Origin of the sequence: Sediminibacterium soli (genome assembly GCF_009939225.1) — a bacterium.
Taxonomy (GTDB): Bacteria; Bacteroidota; Bacteroidia; order Chitinophagales; family Chitinophagaceae; genus Sediminibacterium; species Sediminibacterium soli.
In genome coordinates this window covers 796736-822117 of record NZ_JAACJR010000008.1, presented here as the reverse complement: position 1 = coordinate 822117, position 25382 = coordinate 796736, and the positions used below count along the sequence as shown (strand labels likewise).

Sequence of the window (25382 nt, the reverse complement as noted above, 5' to 3'; positions counted from 1 at the left end):
TAGAACGATATGAAAAAGAGAATAGTCATCATATTATCCACTATCGGTTTGACAGTGGTAATATATTCCTGCAAAAAAGCATTCCTTGACCAGCCGCCACAGGGTGTATACGACCTGGCGAGTCTTACCAATAAAAAAGGCATAGACGGTATGCTGATCAATGCATATGCAACACTGGACGGTATCCAGGGCCAGCAGAACGGCGGCGCCAGTAACTGGCTATGGGGCAGTATCCGCGGCGGTGAAGCCTATAAAGGCACCGAGCCATCGGATATGTCGGAAGCCAATCCCATCATGCGTTTTGAGCTTACGCCCAGCAACGGCCAGATGAACAATAAATGGAACGGTATATGGGACGGCGTAGGTGCCGCAAACCAGGTACTGTCTGTTTTACCGAACGTTAAGGACCTAACCGCCGCCGATGCAAAACAGATAGAGGCAGAAGCCAAATTCATCCGTGCTTTCCAGTTATTTGAAGGAAAGAAAGCATTTGGCAACGTTCCTTTTATCGATGAAAAAGTAAAGGATTTCAAACAGGCCAATTTTTCGGGCGCTGCTTATGTGAATATCTGGCCCCAGATCGAGTCGGATCTTCAGTTTGCCTATGCCAACCTGGATGAAACAAAACAACACAAAGGCCGTGTAAACAAATGGGCTGCCGCCGCATTCCTGGCAAAAGCCTATATGTTCCAGAATAAGTTTACAGAAGCCAAAGCGTTGTTTGATGCCATCATCACCAATGGCAAGAACAGCCAGGGACAGAAATACCAGCTGACCGCTACGTACCAGACAAATTTCCGTGCGCTGACAGAGAACAATACGGAAACCGTATTTTCTATCCAGGCCTCTTATGGTGATGGCGCCAATACCAATGGTAACTATGACAACACGCTGAATTACCCGCACAACGGTAGCGCCAACGACAAACCCGGCGCCTGCTGCGGATTCTTCCAGCCTTCGCAGAACATGGTGAACGCGTTCCGTACAAGCGTGCTTGGACTGCCACTGCCCACCACATACAACGACCTGGATGTAACCAGCGACGAAACGGTTACTTCACTTCAGCCATTTACGCCTTATGCAGGTACCCTGGATCCAAGGCTTGACTGGACAGTGGGCCGCAGGGGTATTCCTTATTACGACTGGGGTATTCACCCGGGACGTGACTGGATCCGTAAAGTGGATTATGGCGGACCCTATTCACCCAAGAAGAACACTTACTACAAAGCAGATATCGGAACACTGGCAGGTACCGTGGGCTGGGGTTTTGCGAACAATGCGCTTAACTACACGCCTATGCGTTTTGCCGATGTGCTGCTGCTTGCCGCCGAAGCTGAAATAGAAGTGGGAAGCCTCGAAGTGGCACGTACCTATATCAACATGGTAAGAACAAGGGCCGCCAATTCGCCTGTAATGAACGGCGCCGCCACAGCTGCCAACTACCTTTGTAACACCTATGCTGTTCCCTTTGTTTCAAAAGCCGAAGCACAGACTGCCGTTCGCTTTGAAAGAAGACTGGAACTGGGTATGGAAGGACATCGCTTCTTTGACCTGGTTCGCTGGGGTGTTGCCGATGTATTCCTGAACACCGAGTACTTCCCCAAAGAAGGCACCAGGAGAGTGGAAGCGCTGGGCGGATCCAATTTTACCAAAGGAAAACACGAGCTGCTGCCGATTCCTGAATTTGCAGTGACCAACAGCATCAAAGACGGTGCTCCTACACTGAAACAGAACCCGGGCTATTAATAGCCGATAGCAATGCTTGTCATAATTTAAGCCGGGGCTGTCCTGAAATATCGGACAGCCCTTTTTTTATCCCGCGTTCCTGAATATTTATGCGTGGGAAACCGTATTTTCAGGCATATTTATTTCGATAAACCTGCTGCTTCTGTATGAAAAGAATACTATTGCCGCTGCTGGCGGTTATACTGTTGTTGTTTGGATGCAGAAAGCCAACACTTTTCCAGAAAATAGATCCTGACAGATCGGGTATCCATTTCGCCAATAACATCGTGGATAATGATTCGCTGAATGTACTCGAGATGGAAAATATCTACAACGGCGGCGGTGTGGGTATCGGCGATTTTAACAACGATGGCCTGCAGGATATTTATTTTACAGGCAACGGAGTTCCCAATAAACTATACCTCAACAAAGGCGATTTCAAATTCGACGATATCACCGCAGAAGCCGGCGTGGCCGGAAAAGGTTACTGGTACCGGGGCGTAAGTGTTGTTGATATCAACAACGACGGATGGATGGATATTTATGTCTGTGCCACCCTGCTTAAAGATCCCGCCAAAAGAGAAAACCTTTTGTTCATCAACAACGGCCCCGGCAAAACAGGCGTTCCCAGTTTTTCGGAAAAAGCGGCCGAATACGGCTTGAAGGCAACCGTGCATTCCACCATGGCTGCTTTCTTTGATTATGACAACGACGGCGATCTGGATATGTACCTGCTGGTGAACGAGATCAAGAAAACGGATTACCCCAATAAGTTCAGGCCGATACTGGTAAACAGCGAGAATCCCAATACAGATAAACTGTTCCGCAACGACTGGAACGAGGCCCTGAAGCATCCTGTATTCACCGATGTTTCGAAAGAAGCGGGTATCACCATTGAAGGCTACGGTCATGGAGTCAATATCTGCGATATCAATAAAGACGGGTGGAAGGATATTTATGTGACCAACGATTTTCTTCCCAACAACATTCTTTATATCAATAACGGCAACGGTACATTCACCGACCAGGTAAGAACCTATTTCAAACACACTTCCGCCAATTCGATGGGACAGGATGTGGTGGATATCAACAACGACGGACTGGAAGATGTGATCGAACTGGATATGGATCCGGAAGACAATTACCGGAAGAAGATGATGCTCATGCCCAACAGCTACCAGTTGTACATGAACATGGACTACTACGGTTACCAGTACCAGTATGTGCGCAATGTTGTACAGCTGAACCAGGGGCCAAGGGTAGGACAGAACGATTCCATCGGCGCACCGGTGTTCAGCGATATCGGTTTTTTAACAGGTATTGCCGAAACAGACTGGAGCTGGACGCCGCTGGTGGTTGATTTCGATAACAACGGTTTCCGCGATATCATTGTAACCAACGGGTTTCCCAAAGATGTGACAGATCATGATTTTATTTCATTCCGCAACAAGGCTTTTGCGGTGGCCAGCAAGAAAGAGATACTCGACCAGGTTCCCGAGGTGAAAATAGCCAACTATGCTTTCAGCAACCAGGGCAACCTTCAGTTCCGCAATACCACAAAAGCCTGGGGCATCGATGAACCCAGTTTCTCCAACGGCGCCGCCTATGCCGACCTTGACAACGACGGCGATCTCGATTTTGTGGTCAACAATATCAACGACAAAGCATTTGTATACCGCAACACGCTCCGTGATAAAGTAAAGAGCGATCATTACCTTGACCTGAAATTTGAAGGCGGCCGGTACAATAAAAACGGTATCGGCGCCTGGGCGGAGATATGCTATGACCGCAATAAGAAACAGGTATGGGAGAATACGCCTTACCGCGGGTACCTCTCAACCAACCAGGCCGGTGCGCATTTTGGCCTGGGGGCCGTCACCGATATCGATTCTGTGGTGATCGTATGGCCCGATCATACCAGACAAACGCTGCGCAAGGTAAAAGCAGACCAGGTACTGACGGTAAAACTGGCGGATGCCAGGCAGGGCGCCTCGTTTGAGCAGCCATTGTTCAATACCGCTTCCCTGTTTCGGGAAGTGTCTGATTCGGTGGGCATCCGTTACCTGCACGAAGAGCAAGATTTCATCGATTTCAATATCCAGAAATTGCTCCCGCATAAACTGTCGGAATATGGCCCGGCGATGGCGGCGGGCGATATCGATGGCAACGGACAGGATGACATTATCGTAGGAGGCGCATTCGGTTACAGCGCACAGATCTTCCTGCAGCAGCCCGATGGTAAATTCCGGCAAAGACCGCTGATCCCTCCGGCACAGCTGGCTGCCAAACCGGGCGAGGACGCGGGATTGCTGCTGTTTGATGCAGACGGTGATAATGACCTCGACCTGTACATTGCCGGCGGCGGTTATGAACACGCGCCCCAAAGCAATGCCTACCTCGATCGCCTGTACCTGAACGACGGCAAAGGAAATTATCGCCGCGATTCGCTGGCATTGCCTTTCAATACCACAAGCAAGTTTTGCGTTCGCGCGGCCGACTACGATAAAGATGGCGATCTCGATCTCTTTATTGCGGGAAGGGTGGAACCCTGGAACTATCCCAAACCCGTGTCCAGTTTTATTTACCGTAACGATTCCCGCAACGGCAAGGTTCAGTTCACCGATGTTACGGCGCAGGTGGCCAATGAGCTTTCAAACATCGGTCTTGTCTGCGATATGGTATTTACCGATTTTGACAATGACGGCTGGGTGGATATGATCCTTGCGGGCGAATGGATGCCGCTGCGTTTTTTCCGGAATGAAAAAGGCGTGTTCAAAAACAGTACGGAACAAACCGGTATCGCCAGCCAGGTGGGCTGGTGGAATACCATTGCGCCGGGCGACTTTGACAACGATGGAGACATCGATTACATTGTTGGCAACCTGGGAAAGAACTCGCTCTACCGTGCTTCAGATCAGTATCCGGTGGCTATTTACGCAAAAGATTTTGATAACAACGGCAGCTACGATGCGTTCCCTGCCCTCTATCATACGGTCAGTTTCCAGGATTCGACGCGTAAACTGTTTCCTGCGCAGACAAGGGAGGATATTGTGAAACAGGTGATCGGTATGCGATCCAGATACCAGAACTTTACATCCTATGCAACCGCCACCATAGACCAGCTGTTTTCGAAAGAGCAGATGAAAGACGCGCTGGTGCTGAAGGCGAATAACCTGGTATCATCCTATCTCCGCAACGATGGCAATGGGAAATTTACCCTGCAGCCTTTGCCCGTACAGGCCCAGTTCTCTGTGCTGAACGGTATGGTGGTGGACGATTTTACAGGCGATGGAAAACCCGATGTGCTGATCAATGGCAACGATTACGGAACGGAAGTCTCGGTTGGCCGCTACGATGCATTGAACGGGCTTCTGTTAAAGGGAGACGGTAAAGGAAACTTTACACCCCTGTCGATACTCGAGAGCGGCGTATACATTCCGGGCAATGGCAAATCGCTGGTAAAACTGCGGGGCGCGAACGGAAAATACCTGCTGGCCGCTGCGCAGAACAGGGGACCGATGAAAATACTGGCGCTGAAAAAAACGGTTGGTTCTGTTCCCGTGGGCGCCAATGATGTACGTGCTACCATACAATACAGGGATGGCACAGCGCAGGCATGCGAGTTTTACTGGGGCAGTTCTTTCCTGTCGCAGTCGGCGCGGTTCCTGGTAACCGGCGATAACATATCGGCGGTCACCATCACCGATAAAGAAGGTAAGCAAAGAAAGATCAGGTAACATGCAAACGATACATACAACCATACGGACAGTTTGTTTTTTCGGAATAGCCATCGTTTGCCTGCTGATGAACGCCTGTACAAACGAAGAAAGTCCGGCCCAGCCCTATGCGAACAACCTTGGCATCAAACCGGCCAGACTGGCGCAGATAGATACAGTGCATTTTACCACGGTGGAATGGCTGGAGCCCGACCGGAATTTTGGTCTGGTAAACGAGGGCGACAGCGTGGTGTTTGATTTCCGTTTCCGAAACACCGGGTCGCATCCTTTGTTCATATCGGGTGTGAAACCGTCCTGCGGCTGTACGATAGCCAAATACCCCGAGGCTGCGGTCATGCCCGGGAAAGAGAGCGTGATGAAAGTGAATTTCAATACACATAACCAGCCGGGAACCGTGCATAAAACGATCATCGTTACCACCAATACTTCCAATGGCGTGAAGCATGTATTATCGATATCAGGACAGATCAAACAGGCAAACAGCAGAAAATGAGTAAGCAACGACAGATGAAAAACAGACCAGCATTCAACAGCACCGCCATACTGATCATGGTGATCGGGGGGCTATCCCTTTTTTCCTGCAAGCCGGCCATCAGAAAAAATCAATCGCACAAAGATGTTCCGGACGAGCGTATCGAAAAAGGCAAACAGCTTGCAATAACGTATTGCCAGTCCTGCCATCTTTTACCCGATCCCTCCGAGCTCGATTCCAAAACATGGGAAACCGGTGCGTTGCCGGCCATGGGTCCCAGGCTGGGTATCTTCAGTTATGGATTTGCGCGTTACCCTTCCTATAAAACGGACAAAGACCTGCCGGCAAATTTTTATCCGGATAAACCCGTGATCAGCAACGACGACTGGCAGCATATCATAGATTATTACACTTCTGTGTCGCCCGATTCGCTGCCAAAGGCGAAAAGGCAGCCCATACGGCCCGATCTTGGATTGTTTGCGGTGCAAACACCTGCGCTTAACTATCCTGCGGCCGGCATCTGTTTAACCAAACTGGATACGACGGCCACTTCGAGACAGCTGTTTTTGTTTGATCTGGTGGCGCAGAAAATGTTCCGCTATGATCACCAGTTGCAGTTGCTCGACACATTCCGTTCCGATGCAACCATTACCGATGTTGATTTTCACGGCAATGATCTGCTTGCATGCAATGTGAACATCATCAATCCCAATAACGGTAAATACGGAAAGGGACAGCTGATCAGGAAGAATGCAGGCGGCAGACTGTCGCTGGATACGAAGCCGCTGTTCGACAGCCTGGCACGTCCGGTGCAAATGGTTTCCTGTGATCTGAATAACGATGGCAGAACGGATTACCTGGTATGCGAGTTCGGCCATTTAACAGGGGGACTTGCCTGGATGGAGAACAAAGGCAACGGTAAATACGAACACCATACCTTACTGGCGGAGCCGGGTGTGCTGAAAACCTATGTGGAGGATGTAAATCATGACGGTCTGCAGGATGTATGGGCATTGTTCTCTCAGGGCAACGAGGGCATTCACCTGTTCACCAACAAAGGCAACGGCCAGTTTGACCAGCAGGCAGTACTTCGTTTTCCGGCCTTATATGGCTCCACGTATTTTGAATTTGCCGATATCAACAATGACGGAAAAAAGGATATTATCTATACCTGCGGCGATAACGCAGATTACTCGCTGGTGCTGAAGCCTTACCACGGTGTATACATTTACCTGAACGAAGGCGGCAACCGCTTTAAGCAGGCTTATTTTTTCCCGATCAATGGATGTTATAAGGCGATGGCCAGGGATTACGATAGCGATGGCGATCTGGATATTGCCACGATCGCTTTTTTTGCTGACTATGCCGGTTCGCCGGAAGAGGGCTTCGTATACCTGCAGAACGAGGGCGGGCTGCAGTTTTCGCCGCATACGTTGCCGGCAACCAATGCAGGCAGGTGGCTGACCATGGATGCGGGCGACCTGGACGGCGACGGTAAACCCGATATTGTGCTGGGTAATTTCTCTATCCGGCCAACCACGGTGAAACCGAAGCTCGACTGGACGCAGGGCCCGCCGTTTATGGTGTTGAAGAACATACATAAGTAACGAAGAGAACAATTCAGTGCTATGAGATATACAGGAACGCTACTATTATTTGTAATGATCTTTGCAGGCTGCCGTCATGCCAAAAAGGAACGCATGGCCGATGCGGAGATACTGCACCAGAACCAGGACCTGCTAACGCAGATCATTATTTACGACGTATTTACCCCGCCGGTGGCAAGCCGTATCTATGTTTACGCATCGCTTGCTTCGTACGAGGCGATCCGTTTTGATAAGAAGGGAATGCCCTCGATCACCGATAAGCTGAACAGGTTCGACAAAATGCCCGAACCGGAAAAGGGAAAAGAATACAACTATACGCTGGCGGCAACAAAAGCTTTTTTTCATGTTGCAAGGAATATAAAAGTGTTCTCGGTGGATTCGCTGGATGCCTACGAGAACAAAGTGTATGGCGATTTTAAAGAGTCGCTCGACGATTCTGTTTATGCGCGCTCGGTGGCTTTCGGGGAGGAAGTGGCGAAACGGATTTTGGTGAGGGCAAAAACCGATGGCTATGCCTTGTCGCGCGGCAAACCCAAACACCTCGGCAGCACCAACCCCGGTATGTGGCGCCCTACGCCCCCCGATTACCTGGATGGCGTGGAATGGTGCTGGAATACGATGAAGTCGATGACCCTGGATACCTGTGCACAATTCCTGCTTCCGCGCCCCCCTGTTTACAGCACAGATACCAACAGTTTCTTTATGAAGCAGGCGATAGCGGTACAGCATATCGGCGACTCGCTGACAGAGGAACAGAAAACCATCGCCCGTTACTGGGACGACAATCCCTTTGTGATAGAACATTCCGGGCACATGATGTTCGGCAACAAAAAGATCACACCCGGCGGGCACTGGATGGGTATTACGGCCATTGCCGCAAGACAGACCAATGCCGACCCCGTGAAGACTGCGCAGAGCTATGCATTAACGGCCGTGGCACTGTATGATGCGTTTATCGTATGCTGGGATGAAAAATACCGGAGCAATATCGTAAGACCTGTAACCGTGATCAACGAGATGCGCGACAAAAACTGGCAGCCTTTTTTACAAACGCCGCCTTTCCCCGAATATCCAAGCGGACACAGCGCCATCACCGCCGCTGCGGCAACCGTACTCACAAAACTGTACGGAAACAGGTTTGCCTTCCAGGACACCAGCGATCTGCGGTATATCGGTATGCAGCGACATTTCAATTCTTTTCACGAAGCGGCTGCAGAGGCATCGATCAGCAGGGTATACGGAGGCATCCATTACCGTAACAGCGTAGACCAGGGCGCCATACAGGGAAAAAAAGTGGGTGACCTGATCGTAAAAAAAATACTTGAATAACCGTAACTATACATCATTGCACATACAACCATCACCTATGAAACAATTGCTCACCGTATTCAGTCTGTGTCTCTGCCTGGCTGCCGGCGCACAGAACAAACCAACGATTGCCATTATTCCCGAACCCGTTTCCCTGAAAACAGGAACCGGAACCTTTACACTTCCCAGGAATGTGATCGTTCATGCGCCCCTGCATACCGAAATGAAAGAGGTATTGGGCGTGCTTCGGCAGCGCATGGCAAGGTCAACGGGCAGTACCATCACCCTCAACAATGCATTGCCTAACCCGGTCATCAGTTTCCTGCTGAACAAAACCGCTGATAAGAAACTCGGGAACGAAGGCTACCGGCTCTCGGTGACCACTAAGGGTATCACCATCAAAGCCAACCAGCCCGCCGGTTTGTATTATGGCGTGCAGACAATGATGCAGCTTTTCCCCAAGGAAATAGAAAGTACCACGCAGGTTGGCAACATCGCCTGGACAGCGCCCGTGACCGAGATCACCGACTACCCGCGTTTTGGGTGGAGAGGACTGATGTTTGATGTATCGCGGCATTTCTTTACCAAATCAGATGTAAAGAAATTCATCGACAACATGGTGCGCTATAAATACAACCTGCTGCATCTGCATCTTACCGATGACGAGGGATGGCGTATCGAGATCAAAGGTCTGCCAAAACTGACAGAAGTGGGCGCATGGCGCGTGAACAAAACAGGCTATTTCGGAACGTTTTCTCCGCCTGCGCCCGATGAACCAAAAGACTATGGCGGCTTTTATACACAGGATGATATCAGGGAACTGGTGCAGTACGCCAAAGAGCGTTTTGTGAACATCATGCCCGAGATTGATGTACCCGGTCATAGTCTTGCGGCCGTGGTATCCTATCCGGAATTATCCTGTACGGAGGGGGCGGACAAATACCGGGTTCGTTCCGGCGAAGAGATCATGGACTGGTCAAAAGGCAACCCGCCCACAGCGCTGGTGGATAATACGCTTTGCCCTGCGAACGAAAAGGTATACGATTTTCTTGATAAGGTGATGACACAGGTTGCGGAGCTGTTTCCTTTTGAATATATTCATGTGGGCGGCGATGAGTGCCCTAAAAATTTCTGGCAGAAAAGCGACCAGATCAAGGCATTGATGCAGCGTGAAGGATTGAAGACGATGGACGAGGTGCAGGCTTATTTTGAAAAACGACTCGAAAAAATCGTTTTGTCAAAAGGGAAAAAATTCCTTGGCTGGGATGAAATACTTGAAGGCGGTATTGCTCCGAGTGCTGCGGTGATGAGCTGGCAGGGAATGAAAGGCGGTATCCACGCCGCGAAGATGGGACACGAAGTGGTGATGAGCCCTACCACCTATGCCTACCTCGATTATATGCAGGGAGACCAGATCATAGAGCCAAGGATCTATGCATCGCTCAGGTTAAACAAGACCTATGAGTTTGAACCCGCTCCCGACAGTGTGGATGCCAGGTTCATCAAAGGTGGCCAGGCTAACCTGTGGACAGAGCAGGTGTACAATATGCGGCATGCGGAATACATGACATGGCCCCGCGGTTTTGCGATAGCGGAAACGGTATGGTCCCCTAAGGAGAAAAAGAACTGGGATCGTTTTTTCACGAAAGTGGAGAACCATTTTGGCCGGCTGAATATGGCCGAAATAAAATATGCACCAAGCGTATACGATCCTATTTTCAAATCTTCCAGAACGGCCGACAGACAATTAAAAATAGAAATGGAAACGGAGGTGAAGGGGCTGGACCTGTACTATTCTTTTGATAATTCGTTCCCCGACAATTATTATCCGAAATATGCCGGTGCCTTGGTGCCGCCCAAAGATGCGGTGATGCTGAAAGTGATCAGCTATAAGGGAAAGCAACCGGTGGGCAGGATGATTGCCATGCCGATATCGGAAATGGCGGCCAGGGCCGACAGGGTGCGACGCTGATACCGGTTTCGTATGTTGATTCTCTATCCTATTGTAACAACTAAAAACAATCTATATGGCAACTACCAGGAGAAAGTTCATCCGTACATTGGGGACCTCGGGATCGCTGTTATTTGGATTACCGGCGCTTGCCGATGCAACACAGGTTCAGACATTGTTATCGAAAGTAAGGGTCACGGCCAACGACAAAGTAAGGATTGCCCTGATCGGCTCCGGAATTATCGGGCATTATGATACCGCAGCGGCTATGAAAGTTCCGGGTGTGGAACTGGTGGCTGTCTGCGACCTGTACCAGGGGCGTCTCGACAGGGCGAAAGAGAAATGGGGCAACCATTTGTTCGTAACAAGAAATTACAAGGAGATACTGGCAAGAAAAGACATCGATGCCGTGCTGGTCTGTACCTGCGATCACTGGCATGACCATATTACTATAGATGCATTGAAAGCGGGCAAGCATGTATACTGTGAGAAACCCATGGTGCATCATGTGGATGAAGGCCAGGCCGTGGTGGCCGCGCAAAAAGCCAGCGGTAAAGTATTGCAGATAGGAAGCCAGAGTGCCAGCTCGTTGGTATTCCTTGAGGCGCAGAAATATTTCAAACAGGGACTGATCGGCGACGTGACATATGCAGAGGCGTTTACCGATCGTAACTCCGCCAACGGTGCATGGCTGTACACCATTCCGAACGATGCGAGTCCCAAAACTATCGATTGGGATATGTTCCTCGGCGATGCGCCGAAACTGCCCTTTGATCCGGTTCGGTTCTTTCACTGGCGTAATTACAAAGCATATGGCACAGGCGTGGCCGGAGACCTGTTCGTACACAGTTTTACCGGACTGCATACCATCACCAGTTCGCTCGGTCCCAAACAGGTATACGCACTGGGCGCGCTGAACTACTGGAAAGATGGACGCGATGCCTATGATATCGTTACGGGTATTTCCCAGTATCCCAAAACAGAAAACCATAATGCCTTCCAGTTCTTTACGCGTGTAAACCTTGCAGACGGGGCCGGCGGCGGATCAAGCACCAGGCTGATCGGTACGGAAGGGGTGATAGACCTGAGAGGCAATACCATTACGATCAAACATTTTAAACGCCCTGTTGCACCCGGCATCGGCGGATACGATTCAATGGAAAGTTTTCCCAAAGCCATGCAGGAGCAACTGCTGAAGGAATACGACCAGAAATACAGCGCCGACGACCGCAAAACCAAATGGGCCGACGAGATCGTATTTGAAGCGCCGAAAGGATATGATTCCAGGTTGGATCATATGATCAATTTCTTCGAGAGCGTGCGTACAGGCAAACCAACGCTTGAAGATGGGTCATTCGGTCTCCGTGCCGCGGCTCCCGCGCTGATCTGTAACCTCAGCGCAGAAAAGAAAAAAGCCATCGACTGGGATCCGGTTACGATGAAGCTGGTCTGATAACGCTACCCTCAATAAAAACTGCCCTGTGCCGCATCTTGTTCCTGAAGCGGAACCGGATTCAGCACAGGGCGGTAAATAACACCGGGGCGCCTTGATGATTGATGGCATCATGCCATTACCGAAACCATGTTAAGCGCGGGTTCGGCAAGCTGTTTGTCGCCCTGTATCCTGATCTTACCGGCAATAGCATCGGCACGTATGCTTTTTGAGAAGAGCTTCCATGCTTCTTCCTGGGGTATGCTGACACGGGTTGTAACTGCTGTGGCATTGTTGCCAGGCACCCATTTTTCGTTTTCGCGCACCAGCCACCATTTGCCTCCCGCATTCCCCGTGATGTTGATTTCCAGACAGCTGCCGGCCGGGGCATCAACAGCGCGATAGATGTAAGGCAGCGCCTGCATGAAAACATGCATAAAGGGATGATGGAACCTCGATACCAGCAAACCCGGTTTACCCACGGCATCTCTGATCTGCTGCTGGTGCAGGAATTTTTCGGTGTATTCGCGACCGATATGCATCCAGTTACGGCTTTCAGCCTCGCCCGCCCAGGCAACCGGAAAAACGGCTTTCTCGAATGGATCAAGCGACGCGTAATAACGACAAAAAAGCGGACCTGTTATTTCATGCAGCAGGATCAGCATTTCCGGACTTACCCGTTTCATGGCTTTTACCCAGTCGGCATTCAGTCCGTTGAGGTATTCCACCAATTGCCCGTACGACTGTATATCCGCTTTCTCTCCGGCATAACCATCGCGCAGCATCGACAGGATGCGGATATTGCCGTCGAGCAGGTGTGTCGCCACCTCTTTTACACGCCATTGCCGGGCAACCGTGGGCAGTTCCCATTCTTCTTTCTTCAGCGACCGTAACAAAGACAGTAACATATCATCCAGCACGGGAAGCAGGTGTACGGTGTCTATCGGTGGTATTGCTTGTGTCATATCAGGCAGGTTCAGGTAGTGGGGGATAATTTCTTTTCAAAACATACGCTCGTTTTCACACCGGCATATTGGCCGTAATTTTCGGTCTGCCGGTAACCCGTTTTTTGATACAGGGCAATGGCTTCGGACTGGCGTATGCCTGTTTCCAGTACGCAATGCAGGTAGCCCAGTTCCGCGGCCCATTTTTCCAGTTCATCGAGCATGGTAATGGCCAACCCTTTGCGGCGGTGATCGGGCGATACATACATGCGTTTTATCTCAACAGCATGATCGCCGAACGGTTTGAAGGCACCGCACGCAACGGGCGTTTCTCCTTCATATACTACCACGGCGTATCTGAGTGCATCCAGTTTGTTGAACTGCGCATAAAAGGCATGGTCCTCGCCATCTATTTCTGCCAGAAATACATCGAGCAAAGACACCAGCCGTATAAAGTCTTGATCAGTCGAATCCGTTCTTTTTACTGTCACAACACGTCGTTTAAAATGATTGCCTGCTTACTTTTTCGGTGTAGGGAAGGTACATGGGCAATGCCGCCGAACCGTACCAGCCATATAATTCCGTATCGAAAATACCGGCTTTAACCGCCGGATCGGTCTGTACGATCGTTTTGGCTTCTTCGATGCTGTGCACATTAAAAATAAATATGCCGCGATAGTTGCGTTCGTTCTTCTGCAGCGGTCCCGCAACGGTCAGCTTGCCTTCTTTGGCAAGCCGGCCGATATTGGCCATATGTCCTGCAAACAAACTGTCGCTGGTCTTTTTCTCCGTGATCTGCGCCGGGCCGGTTTTGAGGATCACCAGCACATACATCTTCATACCGTATTCATCCGCGCCCAAGGAGTCGGCGAGGGGTTTGTTATAAACAGGATTGGCGGTTTGCGCGCCGGCGCTGAAACCGGTGACAAATAAAAAAAAGACCAGGCAGGAGGTTCGCATAAAGTGGATATAAGGGTAAGAGATAAAGATTGGTTTGCCAGGTTAAATATACTGCATGCCAGGCTCAGTGGCTGCCGTCAGCCTGTGGCGTTTTGCTGCTTGTCCGGCGGCGCCATAGCCATTTGAACAGTTCCATCACCGCAAAAATAGACGCTGCCGCGGGCAGTAACAGGAACCACTCCTGCAACTTCACGGGCTCCAGCTGCAGTATGGTGTTGAGCCGGGGAATGTATGCGGCCGAAATATGCACCAGTTGTGCGATCACAATACCCGCCACCAAAATATAGTTATTGCCGACGGGCACCTGGAACAGGCTTTTGGTTTCTGAACGGCAGTTCAGCGCGTGAAAATTCTGCACCAGCACCATCAGCATCATCACCATGGTGCGCGCATGTTTTTCGTTGAATCCCGTGCTGAGCAGGTATTGCCAGATACCCAGCACCAATGCTGCGATAAATAATCCCGACACGATCATCTGGCTGTTCATCAGCGCGTCAAAAATACTTTCGCCGGGTTTGCGGGGCGGCCTGGTCATTACGGTCGGGTCGCCTTTTTCAAAGGAGAGGGCTATATCCTGTATGCCGTTGGTAACAAGGTTCAGCCACAGCAACTGCACGGCAATAAACGGCAGCGGCATATTCAGTATGATGGCGATGCCGATGGTAAGCAGTTCTGCCGCGCCTGTGGAGATAAGCAGATAGATGATCTTGCGGAGATTTTCGAAGGTGAACCTTCCTTCTTCCACACCCGCGGCAATGGAGGCAAAATTGTTATCGGTAACAATGATAGACGCCGCCTCTTTGGCCAGGTCGGTGCCACTGCCCATGGCCACGCCGATATGCGCCGATTTGAGCGCAGGCGCATCGTTGGCGCCATCACCCGTAACGGCAATAAAATGGCCGATGGCTTTCATCGCTTCCACGATCTTTTGTTTTTGCAGCGGCGCCACGCGTGCGAATACTTTTTTATCGCGGATCTTTTCACCCAGTTCCTGCGCAGCCAGCTGCTCCATTGCGGAAAGTTCCGTTCCGGCAATCACTTCTTCGGGTTTATCGGCAATACCCAGCGCCCTGGCGATCGATAAAGCGGTTGCCGGGTGATCGCCTGTTACCATTACCACACCGATACCTGCCTTACGGCATTCGTTTACCGCATCCTTAGCCTCCGGCCGCAGCGGATCGATCATACCGATCAGTCCCAGCACCTGTAAGGCAGGCAGTGCAGCCAGGTCAGTATCGTTTACCGGCGAACCGGCAACGGCCAGTACGCGATAGCCTTCGGCCGCCATCTGTTCGGCAACCGCATGGAATGTTTGCTGCTCCTGCTCCGGAATTTTTTTCAGCACTGTTTCAACAGCGCCTTTCATGGCAAAATGCAAACGGTTATCCTGCCTGAAATAGACGGCGGAGAATTTTCTTTCCGATTCGTAGGGAATCACCTGAACGATCTCGCCCTGCTGCCTGAAATAACCGGGATCCCTGCCGGATTTATACGCCAGCGCGTTGATGGCCACATCAACCGCATCGCCCGAATGTTCCCAGCCTGTTCCTGTTTTTCGAAGTACGCCTTCATTCGAGAGCATAGCGGCAACGAGAAAACGCAGCAGCTGTTCGCGGGGTTCGGTAACGCTTGTCTCGCCATCCAGGATCTCGCCATCGCCATTGTACCCCTGGCCACTGATACCGTAATATTTTCCGTCGGGGAGGTATATTTTTTTTACAGACTGTTCATCCATGGTCAGCGTTCCCGTTTTGTCGGATGCGATCAGCGTGCAGCTGCCCAGTCCTTCCACCGCGGGCAGCTTTCTGACGATCACATTTCGTTTGGCCATCCTCCTGGTTCCGATAGACAAGGCAACGGTAAGTGCCACCGGCAGTCCTTCGGGAATGGCAGACACACCTACGGCCACCATTAAAAAGAAAATATCACGCACCGATGAGCCTTCGAGATAACCGATCACACCGAGTGCTGCGCAAACAACCAACACGATCACGCTGATCTTTTTCGAAAAAGATTCCATTCGCCTTTCAAGCGGAGGTTTTTCCGGGGCGGTCGTACGCAGCGAATCGGCTATCTTACCTATCTGCGTATCTGCCGCGGTGCTTACCACGATACCTGTGGCCCTTCCTTTCTGCACCGCGGTGGCGGCAAAGACCATATTGAGCCTGTCGCCAAGCGATAACTCTTCCCCGCCCGCGATCGGCTCCGTGTTTTTCAGTACGGCAACCGATTCTCCCGTCAGTAATGCTTCTTCAACAGAAAGACCGTTGGTTTCCGCTAGACGCATATCTGCCGGTATCCTGATGCCCGACCCAAGCAAAACGATGTCTCCCGGAACAATATCTTCCGAGTCTATTTCAACCAGCTGGTTCTCTCTTTTCACACGCGCGCGCACTTTTACCATATCGCGCAGCGCCTGTGCGCTGTTCTCGGCACGCCATTCCTGGTAGGCGCCCAGTATGGCATTGATCAGGATGATCGCGGTAATAAAAACAGCGTCTTCCTTATCTCCGGTGATTACGGAAATGATGGCTGCTGCGATCAGCACATAGATCAGCGGGTTCAGGAACTGGTGTAAAAAAATACCGGCCAGCGTTTTTGACCTGGGCTCCGGTATCCGGTTCTTTCCATACTGCGCAACCCTTTCAGCAACCTGTTTTGCCGACAAACCCGTCTGCAGGCTGGTGTCAAGCTGACTAACCAGTTCTTCCACCGGCAATTGATGATGGCTGCGGTTCATGTTTGAATCGGTTGGATGTAAACAATCTGGGAGAGGAGGAGTGGAGCTTATACGAATGTACTCAATTCGCTATAAACCAGTTTGCCTGTAAAAAAATCAGGCCAGGCAGCTGTTTTCGGGAACCGGTCTGTTGTTTTCTTCAGGCGGCTTATCCGGGAACAGGCGTTGCTTCGGTTGTTGGCTGGTGAAAAGCTGCAAGGAATGTTTCCGCCTCGTCGGGTGTGATGATGATCTTCTGGTTATCCTGCGTAAGAACCAGCACCAGTTTTTTTCTGCGCGTGGCATACCAGGTCATATTGCCGATACTGACATTGCTGAACCTTCCGAAGTAACCGAACACGCCGCCTACGCCAAACGTACGGATGGTTCCGTTCGTGTTTTGGTCATCCAGCAAGCCCACGGACCTGATCCTGCTGCGTTCTATCACCACCTTGCCCAGCGGTCTGTGAATGATAAGCGCGTGGACAGTCAGTACATAATACAGGGGGCGAAAAACATAGGTGGTGATATAAATGCCCAGCAGCAGTAAGGATACGATCGAAGGAACGGCGGTTTCCTGCACTACAGCGTATTGCAATACGATGCCCCCGGCAAACATCACCGTAACGCTGATCGTTATGATCATAGCTGCTTTGTCCAGGGATGCCCGGTATTTCATGGTTCAGGTAAAGATACAAACCCGTTTATCCGTTGGGCAGTTTTATTTGCGGCTGGTGCCGCACGGGGAAATTAACGGACCGCGCAATAAAGCACAGCGAATGTGCGCTGCCATGCAGCTCCATCGCTTTACCGATCATTTGTTCTTCGGAAACGGTAACCACGGGGCATAGCATCACCTCGGTGAAATGCCCGCCGCCGTCGTCGGTTTCTGTCATAGTGCCTTTTGCAAGGTCTTCATAGGCAACAACCGTTACCCCGGCCTGGGCGCATAAATGCAGGTACCACAACATATGACAGGATGAAAGCGATGCCACCAGCAGTTCTTCGGGATTATAACGCGTTTTATCTCCGCGGAAAGAAGGATCGGATGATGCGGGGATACCGGGTTTGCCATCAACGCTTATCTCATGCGCTCTTTCATAGGCGGTGTAGGCCGAAGTGCCGCTGCCTTTGTTGCCCGTCCATTCGATCTGTAACCGGTATTGATGTGTTTTCATACACGGGGATTATGCGTATACAGCCTGCACTTCATCTAATTTCTCCGCCACACCATACAGCGAGGCAAGTTTGCGGATCACAGATTCAACAACCGCATCGGGGCAGCTTGCGCCGCTGGTAACGAGTATGCGCACAGGTGTTTTTGCCGGAAGATAACCGGTGACCCTGGTCAGTTCTTTTGTTCGCCAGTTACGGTTCTCTATCGTCTGCGCATCGATCAGTCTCTCCGCCGAATCGATAAAATAACTCGGCAGTTTTTCTTCACACAGCTCAACCAGGTGCGAGCTGTTGCTGCTGTTATGTCCGCCGATGATCAGGGCCAGGTCGGCATCTGTCTGCAGCATACCGGTTACGGCAGTCTGGTTATCGTTGGTGGCATAACAGAGCGTGTCGCGCGTGTCTGCAAAACGATCACCGGTATGGGAGGGGGTAAGTCCATACAGATCGATCATGACCTGTTTCAGGTAATCGGAAATAGCCTGCGTGTCGCTGGCCAGCTGCGTGGTCTGGTTTACCACGCCTATCTTCTGCAGATCTCGTGTAACATCAAAGCCTTCGGAATAACGGCCCCTGAATTCGGTGTAAAACTGTTCGGCGTTTTTTTCACCTGTTATGTACCCGGCCAGTTCAATCGCTTCTGCCATATCGTTCACCACAACCGTAGGTGTATGTGAAGAGGCATGCGAGAAGGTGGCCCTGGTTTCTTCGTGCCTGGGTTTGCCGTGCACTACGATGCTGTATCCTTTTTTTGCGATCTGTTCGCTGCGGTTCCATACTTTCTCCACAAAAGGACAGGTGGTATTGTACCTGGATACGGTAATGCCTTTGCCCACCAGCAACTGTTCTATTTCCAGCGTAGTGCCGAACGCCGGTATGATCACCACATCATCCGCAGTCAGCTCATCAAAAGGGATCAGTTGTTTGCCGTAGGTGTCCTGTAAAAAACGCACGCCGCGTTCGGTGAGATCGGCATTTACCTGCGGGTTATGGATCATCTCGCTCAGCAGAAAGATCCGTTTGCCCTGGTTTTCTTCTATGGTGGTAAAAGCGATCTCGATGGCGTTCTCCACACCGTAGCAGAACCCGAAATGGCGGGCAAGGTATACCTGCAGCGGACCCAGATCGAGCAGTGTGGGACTGAAATCTTTTTTTAGCTTATCCTCCTGTTTCCGTTTCTGTTTTACAGCACTGATCAGGGTACTCCGGTATATATTGGGAACGGTGAATTGCTTCATGAGAGTGCAAAATTAATCAGTAATCGAGAATTGGGAACGAATAATTGAGAAGCCGGCTGGGGCGTGGGGATGGTTTGGTAAACGGTTATAGCCAACAGTATGCTGCATTTTCCGCGCTTTGTCAAACTATCCGCTACAGCGGCGGGGAATTGAGGATTATTACTGATTAATTGTTAATTTTCGTCTCAAACCCACGCTGCTTATGCGCATACTGCCCTTCCTGCTTTCCGGCCTGGTTACCGCCGCACTGGTGCTTGCCTTCAATACGCAACTGCCCGTTGGGTCGGGTAAAACGCCCCGTCTTGGTTATTTTCTTTCGCCGCAGGTTGGGTTCTGGCAAAACGCGGAACCGGTCAATGCCGATTTTAATGGCGAGGTAACACTCAGCGGCCTTGCCGGTAAGGTGGATGTGTATTTCGACGACCGCCTGGTGCCGCATATCTATGCCGATAACGACAAAGACGCCTATTATGTGCAGGGTTTCCTGCATGCAAAATTCCGTCTGTGGCAGATGGAGTTCCAAACACATGTGGCTGCAGGAAGGCTTAGCGAGATCGTTGGCGAAGAGCGACTGTCGACAGACCAGTTCTTCCGCCGGCTGGGAATGGTATACGGCGCCGAGCAGAGCCTGGCCAATGCCGAAAAAAATCCGGAGCTGAAAGCGGGTATCGAGGCCTATGCAAAGGGTGTGAATGCGTACATACAGTCACTGCGGCCCGAGCAGCTGCCGTTCGAATACAAACTGCTGGATTATACCCCCGAAACATGGACATCGCTCAAAACCTATCTGTTCATGATGTATATGTCGTATGACCTGGCGGGCCGCGGGGCCGCTGTGGATCTGCAGATGACCAATGCCCGTAACTATTTCGGCTTTGTGGATTTCGACAAGCTGTTCTCCAATACGGCCGATTCGCTCGATCCCATCATTCCGAGGGGCACGGTGTATGCCAAACCGGCCATCGTTCCCAAAGAGCCCACCGGGTCAGACAGTCTTTACTTCAACAACAAAGTGAATACGGCCACCGCATCGGCCGGTGTTTCGATGGAACCGGATAAAGACAATGGCAGTAATAACTGGGCGGTTGCGGGCAGCAAAACCAAGAGCGGACGTCCTATTCTGTGCAATGATCCGCACCTGGGACTGAACCTGCCCTCGCTCTGGTACGAAGTGCAGATCAGCACGCCAACACACAATACCTACGGTGTTGGTTTTCCCGGTTCGCCCGCGGTGATCATCGGGTTTAACGACAGTATCGCCTGGGGTGTAACCAATGCCGGACGCGATGTGCTCGATTATTACGAGATGCAGTTCCGGGATTCCACCATGTCGGAATACTGGTTCAACGGAGCCTGGGTAAAAGCCGAACACAGGAAAGAGGTGATCAGGATCAAAGGCAAACCCGACAAGGTGGAAGAAATTGCCATGACCGTTTTTGGGCCGGTGATGTACGACAATAAATTCAGCAACCCGGGCACCGGGGGAAAATACCTTGCGGTAAGATGGACGGCGCACGATAAGGGAAATGGACTGCAGACATTCTACGAGCTGGATCATGCAAAAAACTACGACGATTATCTGTCCGCGATCAACAAATGGCATTGCCCGGGACAGAATTTCGTATTTGCTTCCAAGAGCGGTGATATAGCCATCAAACAGCAGGGTGGTTTTGTGGCGCGATGGAAACGCCAGGGCGATTTTATCCTACCCGGAACAGACAGCAGCTATAGGTGGCAGGGTTTTATACCGTCGGAAGAAAACCCGATGAGCAGAAATCCCGCACGCGGTTTTGTAAGCAGCGCCAACCAGATGCCCACAGACGCCAGCTACCCGTACTATCTTGGCGCCGCCAGTAATTTTCCCATGTACCGCGGACTGGCCATCAACCGCAAACTGGCTGCCATGAACAACATCACACCGGAAGACATGCAGCACCTGCAGATGGATAATGAAAACCTGTTTGCTGAAATGGCCGTACCGGTACTGCTGAAGAACATCGACAGGAATGCACTCAATGCCGACGAGAAAAAATATATTAACCTGCTCGCCGCCTGGAACCACAGGGGTGATACCGCCGAACAGGGTGCCACTGTTTTTAAAGTGTTATGGGACAGTCTGGAAACGGTGATATGGGCGGACGAATACAACCAGAACAAACTGCCCATGGCCTGGCCCGAATACAGCACATTGCTGGAGAGCCTGCTGAAAGACTCGGTATATGCTTTCTCCGATGATATCACCACAGGCGATAAAACCGAAACGATCCGCGACAATGTGCTGCTGGCGGTGAAAAAAGCGACCCTCAAATTAAAAGAACTCGAAGGTGCCGGCAGGCTGGCATGGGCCAAATTCAAAGACACCCGCGTGAACCATTTACTGCGGCTGCCCGCCCTGAGCCGCTGGCACCTGCCTATCGGCGGCGGACGCGATATGATCAATGCCACCAAGGAAAACCACGGACCCAGCTGGCGTATGATCGTACATATGACGGACGAGATCGAAGCCTATTGTCTTTATCCCGGCGGACAAAGCGGTAACCCCGGCAGCAAATACTACGACGCGTTCGTTACCAACTGGGCGCTCGGAAAATACTACCGCATATTATTTGCCAGCAAACAATCCATTGCCACCGATAAACAGGTAAAATGGCATATGCGTTTTACCAACAGTTAAACCAGTCTTATGAAATTTTTTATCTCCATCATACTCACCGCTTTTCTCGCTTATGTACTGGGTCTGTACACCAATATTCCCTGGTGGTGCTTTGTATTCAGTTCCTTTCTTGTGGCGGCAGCCATACCGCAGCGCGCAGGGTACGCGTTCCTCAGCGGCTTTGCAGGTCTGTTCCTGTTATGGGTATTGCTTGCGGCGCTGAAAGATGTTCCCAACGAACACATACTCTCCACCCGGGTGGCGCAGGTATTGCCGCTGGGCGGATCGTACCTGCTGCTGATGCTGGTTACGGGTCTGGTAGCCGGACTGGTGAGCGGTTTTGCCGCCATGACAGGCAGTTTTACCAGGAAAAGAAAAAAAAGAAGGGTGTATTGACCGCAGGAAATCCTAATTAAACATTAAAAATGGTGACCGGTAAGACAGGGAGCCGATAATGTTTAATTTTTAACGACTAATTCCTGACTGATACACGCCTAATGTACAAACCACTACTGCTGCTTTTAACTGTCCTGATCAGCCTGCAGGCATACGCCGCCACCATCAGCGGAACGATCACGCAAAAAAACGGTACGGTGCTTCCTTTCTCTTCTGTGCTGGTAAAAGGCACAACGGAAGGTGTATCGGCCAATGGCAAGGGACAGTATCACCTGAACCTGTTACCGGGCGAGTACCTGCTGGTATGCCAGTATATCGGCTACCGCTCGCAGGAAAAAAAGATCAGGGTGGGCCGTGCGGACCAGGTGGTTGATTTTGAACTGGAGCCGCAACAATACAACCTGAACGAAGTGGTGGTAACAAGCGGTGGCGAAGACCCCTCGTATGCCATCATACGCAAAGCCATCGCCACTCGGGAGGAACACCGGCGCGAGATCAAATCCTTCCAGTGCGAGGTATACCTGAAAGGACAGCTGCAGATGCGCGACTATCCGAACCGGGTGATGGGAAAAAAAGTAGACTTCAACGACGGCGATACAAGCAAAAGAAAAATGGTTTTCCTTTCGGAAGTGGTGGCAAGGTATTCGGTAAGCGACAAAGGGCAGGAAAAGATAGAAGTGACCTCTTCAAAAGTAAGCGGCCGCAGCAACAGCTTTGGCTTCAGCGATCCGCAGATCGTTTCTCTCTATGATAACCACATAGCCGTGGGAGAGGAATTGAACCCGCGCGGTTTTCTGTCGCCCATTGCCGCGGGAGCGCTGAATTTCTACCGGTATAAGCTCGAAGGAAGTTTTTATGAGAACGATAAGCTGATCAACCGCATCAGGGTAATTCCGCGCAGGGAGTACGAGCCGGTGTTTTCGGGTTATATCAATATCGTGGAAGACGAGTGGCGGATACAGAGCGTTGACCTGTACCTGCTGAAAAAACAGCAGATGCAGCTGCTGGATACCGTGCGCCTGCAGCAATTGTACGTGCCTTACAAAAACCTCTGGGTGATCAAGAACCAGGTGATCTATCCCTCGGGAAAAATACTGGGGTTTGATTTCTTCGGAAATTTTGTACAGGTATACGATAAGTTCGATATGAACCCGACATTCCCGCAGAAATTCTTTGATCATGTAACCTATAAGTTCAACGACAGCGCCACCAAAAAAACGATGGCTTACTGGGACAGTATACGTCCGGTGCCGCTGTTAACCGAAGAAGTGCGTGATTACCGGAAAAAAGACAGTCTGGAACAGCTGCGGCAGGATCCCCGGTACCTCGATTCACTCGACCGCAAACGCAACAAATTCCAGCCTTTGGGTATGCTGCTGGGCGGACAGACATTCAGCTACTCACAGAAAAAAATATCCTGGGGATACAGTTCCCCGCTCAGCGGGCTGGGCTATAACACCGTAGAAGGCGCTGTAATAACCGTTACAGGGCATTACCGCAAACGATACGAAGGGCGCAGGGTGTTATCGATGAACCCCGAGCTTCGGTATGGCATTACCAACCGGCATTTTAACCCTTCGCTGTCGGTTACCCACCAATACGGAAAAAAATATTTGCAGTCGCTTAGCTTCGGCGGCGGAAGAAAAGTTTTCCAGTTCAACAATGCCGAACCGCTGCCCGAGGCCTGGAATACGCCCTATACGCTGCTGCGGCAGCAGAACTACCTCAAGATCTATGAAGCGGAGCACCTGCATATCGGTTACAGCGCGGGTATCGGCAACGGTGTCAATGCCTCTTTCGGGTTCCAGTACCAGAACAGGCATCCCCTGGATAACCTGCCCGATATTGCTTCCTGGAACAAGTATCCTACCCGGCAGATCACACCCAACTACCCAACTGAGATCCTGGCCGCACAGATGCAACCCAATGTGTCGTCCGTGTTTACGGCCGGTATTACCTGGCGTCCCGGATCGGACTATATCGAAATGCCCGACCGCAAGATCAATATCGGTTCCCGGTATCCTGTTATCACGGCCAGTATCAGCCAGGGTATCCGCGGGTTATTCGGCAGCGATGCGGATTTTACCCGCTGGCGGATCAGCATCAGCGACGATATCGATATGAAGCTGGCGGGCAAGTTCAATTACAGCCTTGGCTTTGGCGGGTTCCTCAGCGCCAGCAAAGTGTTCCTGCCCGATTACCAGCACTACCTCGGAAACCAGCTGGCGGCAGCCAGGAACAACCTCACCACTTTTCAGCTGGCGCCTTATTACCGCTACAGCAACACCGCCCGGTTCAATATGGCGGCGCATGGCGAGTACCACCTGAATGGTCTGCTGAGCAATAAAATACCGGGGTTCAGAAAACTGAATTGTTTTTTTGTGGTGGGCGCACATGCACTGCACATCGACAAAGGACTGCAATATGCGGAGACCTCTTTTGGCATCGAAAATATTTTCAAGATACTGCGTGTGGATTTTGTACAGGGTTTTGAATCCACGGGGGGCAGGCCCAGCGGTTTCAGAGTGGGTATTCGCTTAAATTAGACAGATGAAACCAAAACATACATGGCTGGTGCTGGCTATTTGTTTTATCTGCGTACTGATAGGGTTCCTGATCAAGATACCCAAACCGCTCAGGGGTAACGATAAGCTGCTGCACACTGCATTTTATTTCTGCGCCGCCGGGTTCCTGCAGTTGTTTTTCCCGAAAAAACTGCTGGTTATCTGTCTCTTCCTCTTGCTGTTCGGCATCGGTATCGAATACCTGCAGGAATACTCCAACACGATTACCCATACCCGTATTCACGGCCGGTTCGACAGGGAAGACATATACGCCAATGCAAAAGGACTGGCCCTCTACCTGCCCATAGGCATCGTATTCTGGATATGGGCCGAAAGACGTAAAAAGCGTCAATCCAGCGCATTGCGTTTTTAACGGTATCCCCAATCGGCAATCGGCAATCTTCCATCGCCCCTTTCTTCCTATCTTTGCACCGAATTTTGGCCACCCTGCAAGTGGCTCCTTAATTGAATGGAACATTCGCTCCGCGGATGTCTGAAAT

At 51.0% G+C, this 25382-nt stretch carries 18 protein-coding genes; 11 read left to right on the top strand and 7 right to left on the bottom strand.

The window, feature by feature from the left end:
• The first annotated feature begins 9 nt into the window (after positions 1-9).
• The 7 genes from GWC94_RS10695 to GWC94_RS10665 all read left to right on the top strand — a co-directional run bounded on the left by GWC94_RS10695 (position 10) and on the right by GWC94_RS10665 (position 12253).
• Entirely contained in the window at positions 10-1746 is a 1737-nt protein-coding gene (locus GWC94_RS10695; RefSeq protein WP_161835023.1) for a RagB/SusD family nutrient uptake outer membrane protein, read from the top strand.
• A 146-nt stretch (positions 1747-1892) separates the two neighbouring features.
• Positions 1893-5462 carry a VCBS repeat-containing protein gene (locus tag GWC94_RS10690; RefSeq protein ID WP_161835022.1) on the top strand — a complete coding sequence of 1190 codons (3570 nt, stop codon included), beginning with the start codon at positions 1893-1895 and terminating at the stop codon, positions 5460-5462.
• A gap of 1 nt (position 5463) precedes the next feature.
• Positions 5464-5955, top strand: a complete 492-nt coding sequence (locus GWC94_RS10685) for a DUF1573 domain-containing protein (protein ID WP_161835021.1) — start codon at positions 5464-5466, stop codon at positions 5953-5955.
• A 14-nt stretch (positions 5956-5969) separates the two neighbouring features.
• Positions 5970-7541: an FG-GAP repeat domain-containing protein gene (locus GWC94_RS10680; RefSeq protein WP_161835020.1), complete on the top strand. Its 1572-nt coding sequence runs from the start codon at positions 5970-5972 to the stop codon at positions 7539-7541.
• A 21-nt stretch (positions 7542-7562) separates the two neighbouring features.
• A complete protein-coding gene (locus GWC94_RS10675) occupies positions 7563-8870 on the top strand; it encodes a vanadium-dependent haloperoxidase (protein ID WP_161835019.1) in 1308 nt (435 codons plus the stop codon).
• A 37-nt stretch (positions 8871-8907) separates the two neighbouring features.
• Positions 8908-10821 carry a beta-N-acetylhexosaminidase gene (locus GWC94_RS10670; RefSeq protein WP_161835018.1) on the top strand — a complete coding sequence of 638 codons (1914 nt, stop codon included), beginning with the start codon at positions 8908-8910 and terminating at the stop codon, positions 10819-10821.
• 55 nt (positions 10822-10876) lie between these two features.
• Complete coding sequence (locus GWC94_RS10665) at positions 10877-12253, top strand: Gfo/Idh/MocA family protein (protein WP_161835017.1); 1377 nt, start codon at positions 10877-10879, stop codon at positions 12251-12253.
• A gap of 110 nt (positions 12254-12363) precedes the next feature.
• Here the strand turns inward: GWC94_RS10665 and GWC94_RS10660 are convergent, their stop codons facing one another.
• The 7 genes from GWC94_RS10660 to GWC94_RS10630 form a co-directional block, all read right to left on the bottom strand.
• Positions 12364-13197, bottom strand: a complete 834-nt coding sequence (locus tag GWC94_RS10660) for a maleylpyruvate isomerase N-terminal domain-containing protein (protein ID WP_161835016.1) — start codon at positions 13195-13197, stop codon at positions 12364-12366.
• Between the two features lie 11 nt (positions 13198-13208).
• The gene (locus tag GWC94_RS10655; RefSeq protein ID WP_161835015.1) at positions 13209-13667 is read right to left on the bottom strand and encodes a GNAT family N-acetyltransferase; all 459 of its coding nucleotides are present in this window, start codon (positions 13665-13667) and stop codon (positions 13209-13211) included.
• 10 nt (positions 13668-13677) lie between these two features.
• On the bottom strand, positions 13678-14136 hold the full coding sequence (locus GWC94_RS10650) for a YciI family protein (protein WP_161835014.1): 459 nt from the start codon (positions 14134-14136) through the stop codon (positions 13678-13680).
• A gap of 64 nt (positions 14137-14200) precedes the next feature.
• Entirely contained in the window at positions 14201-16876 is a 2676-nt protein-coding gene (locus GWC94_RS10645; protein WP_161835013.1) for a cation-translocating P-type ATPase, read from the bottom strand.
• A gap of 148 nt (positions 16877-17024) precedes the next feature.
• Complete coding sequence (locus GWC94_RS10640) at positions 17025-17534, bottom strand: PH domain-containing protein (protein ID WP_161835012.1); 510 nt, start codon at positions 17532-17534, stop codon at positions 17025-17027.
• 25 nt (positions 17535-17559) lie between these two features.
• Complete coding sequence (locus GWC94_RS10635) at positions 17560-18033, bottom strand: OsmC family protein (RefSeq protein WP_161835011.1); 474 nt, start codon at positions 18031-18033, stop codon at positions 17560-17562.
• 9 nt (positions 18034-18042) lie between these two features.
• A complete protein-coding gene (locus GWC94_RS10630) occupies positions 18043-19269 on the bottom strand; it encodes a 4-hydroxy-3-methylbut-2-enyl diphosphate reductase (RefSeq protein WP_161835010.1) in 1227 nt (408 codons plus the stop codon).
• A gap of 202 nt (positions 19270-19471) precedes the next feature.
• On the opposite strand from GWC94_RS10630, the gene GWC94_RS10625 reads away from it, so the two are divergent.
• From GWC94_RS10625 to GWC94_RS10610, 4 genes are all read left to right on the top strand, one after another.
• Positions 19472-21943: a penicillin acylase family protein gene (locus tag GWC94_RS10625; protein ID WP_161835009.1), complete on the top strand. Its 2472-nt coding sequence runs from the start codon at positions 19472-19474 to the stop codon at positions 21941-21943.
• Between the two features lie 9 nt (positions 21944-21952).
• On the top strand, positions 21953-22318 hold the full coding sequence (locus tag GWC94_RS10620) for a hypothetical protein (RefSeq protein ID WP_161835008.1): 366 nt from the start codon (positions 21953-21955) through the stop codon (positions 22316-22318).
• Between the two features lie 101 nt (positions 22319-22419).
• Complete coding sequence (locus GWC94_RS10615) at positions 22420-24864, top strand: DUF5686 and carboxypeptidase regulatory-like domain-containing protein (protein ID WP_161835007.1); 2445 nt, start codon at positions 22420-22422, stop codon at positions 24862-24864.
• A 4-nt stretch (positions 24865-24868) separates the two neighbouring features.
• Positions 24869-25255 (top strand): hypothetical protein, encoded by a 387-nt coding sequence (locus tag GWC94_RS10610; protein ID WP_161835006.1) that lies wholly within the window; start codon positions 24869-24871, stop codon positions 25253-25255.
• Positions 25256-25382 lie beyond the last annotated feature (127 nt).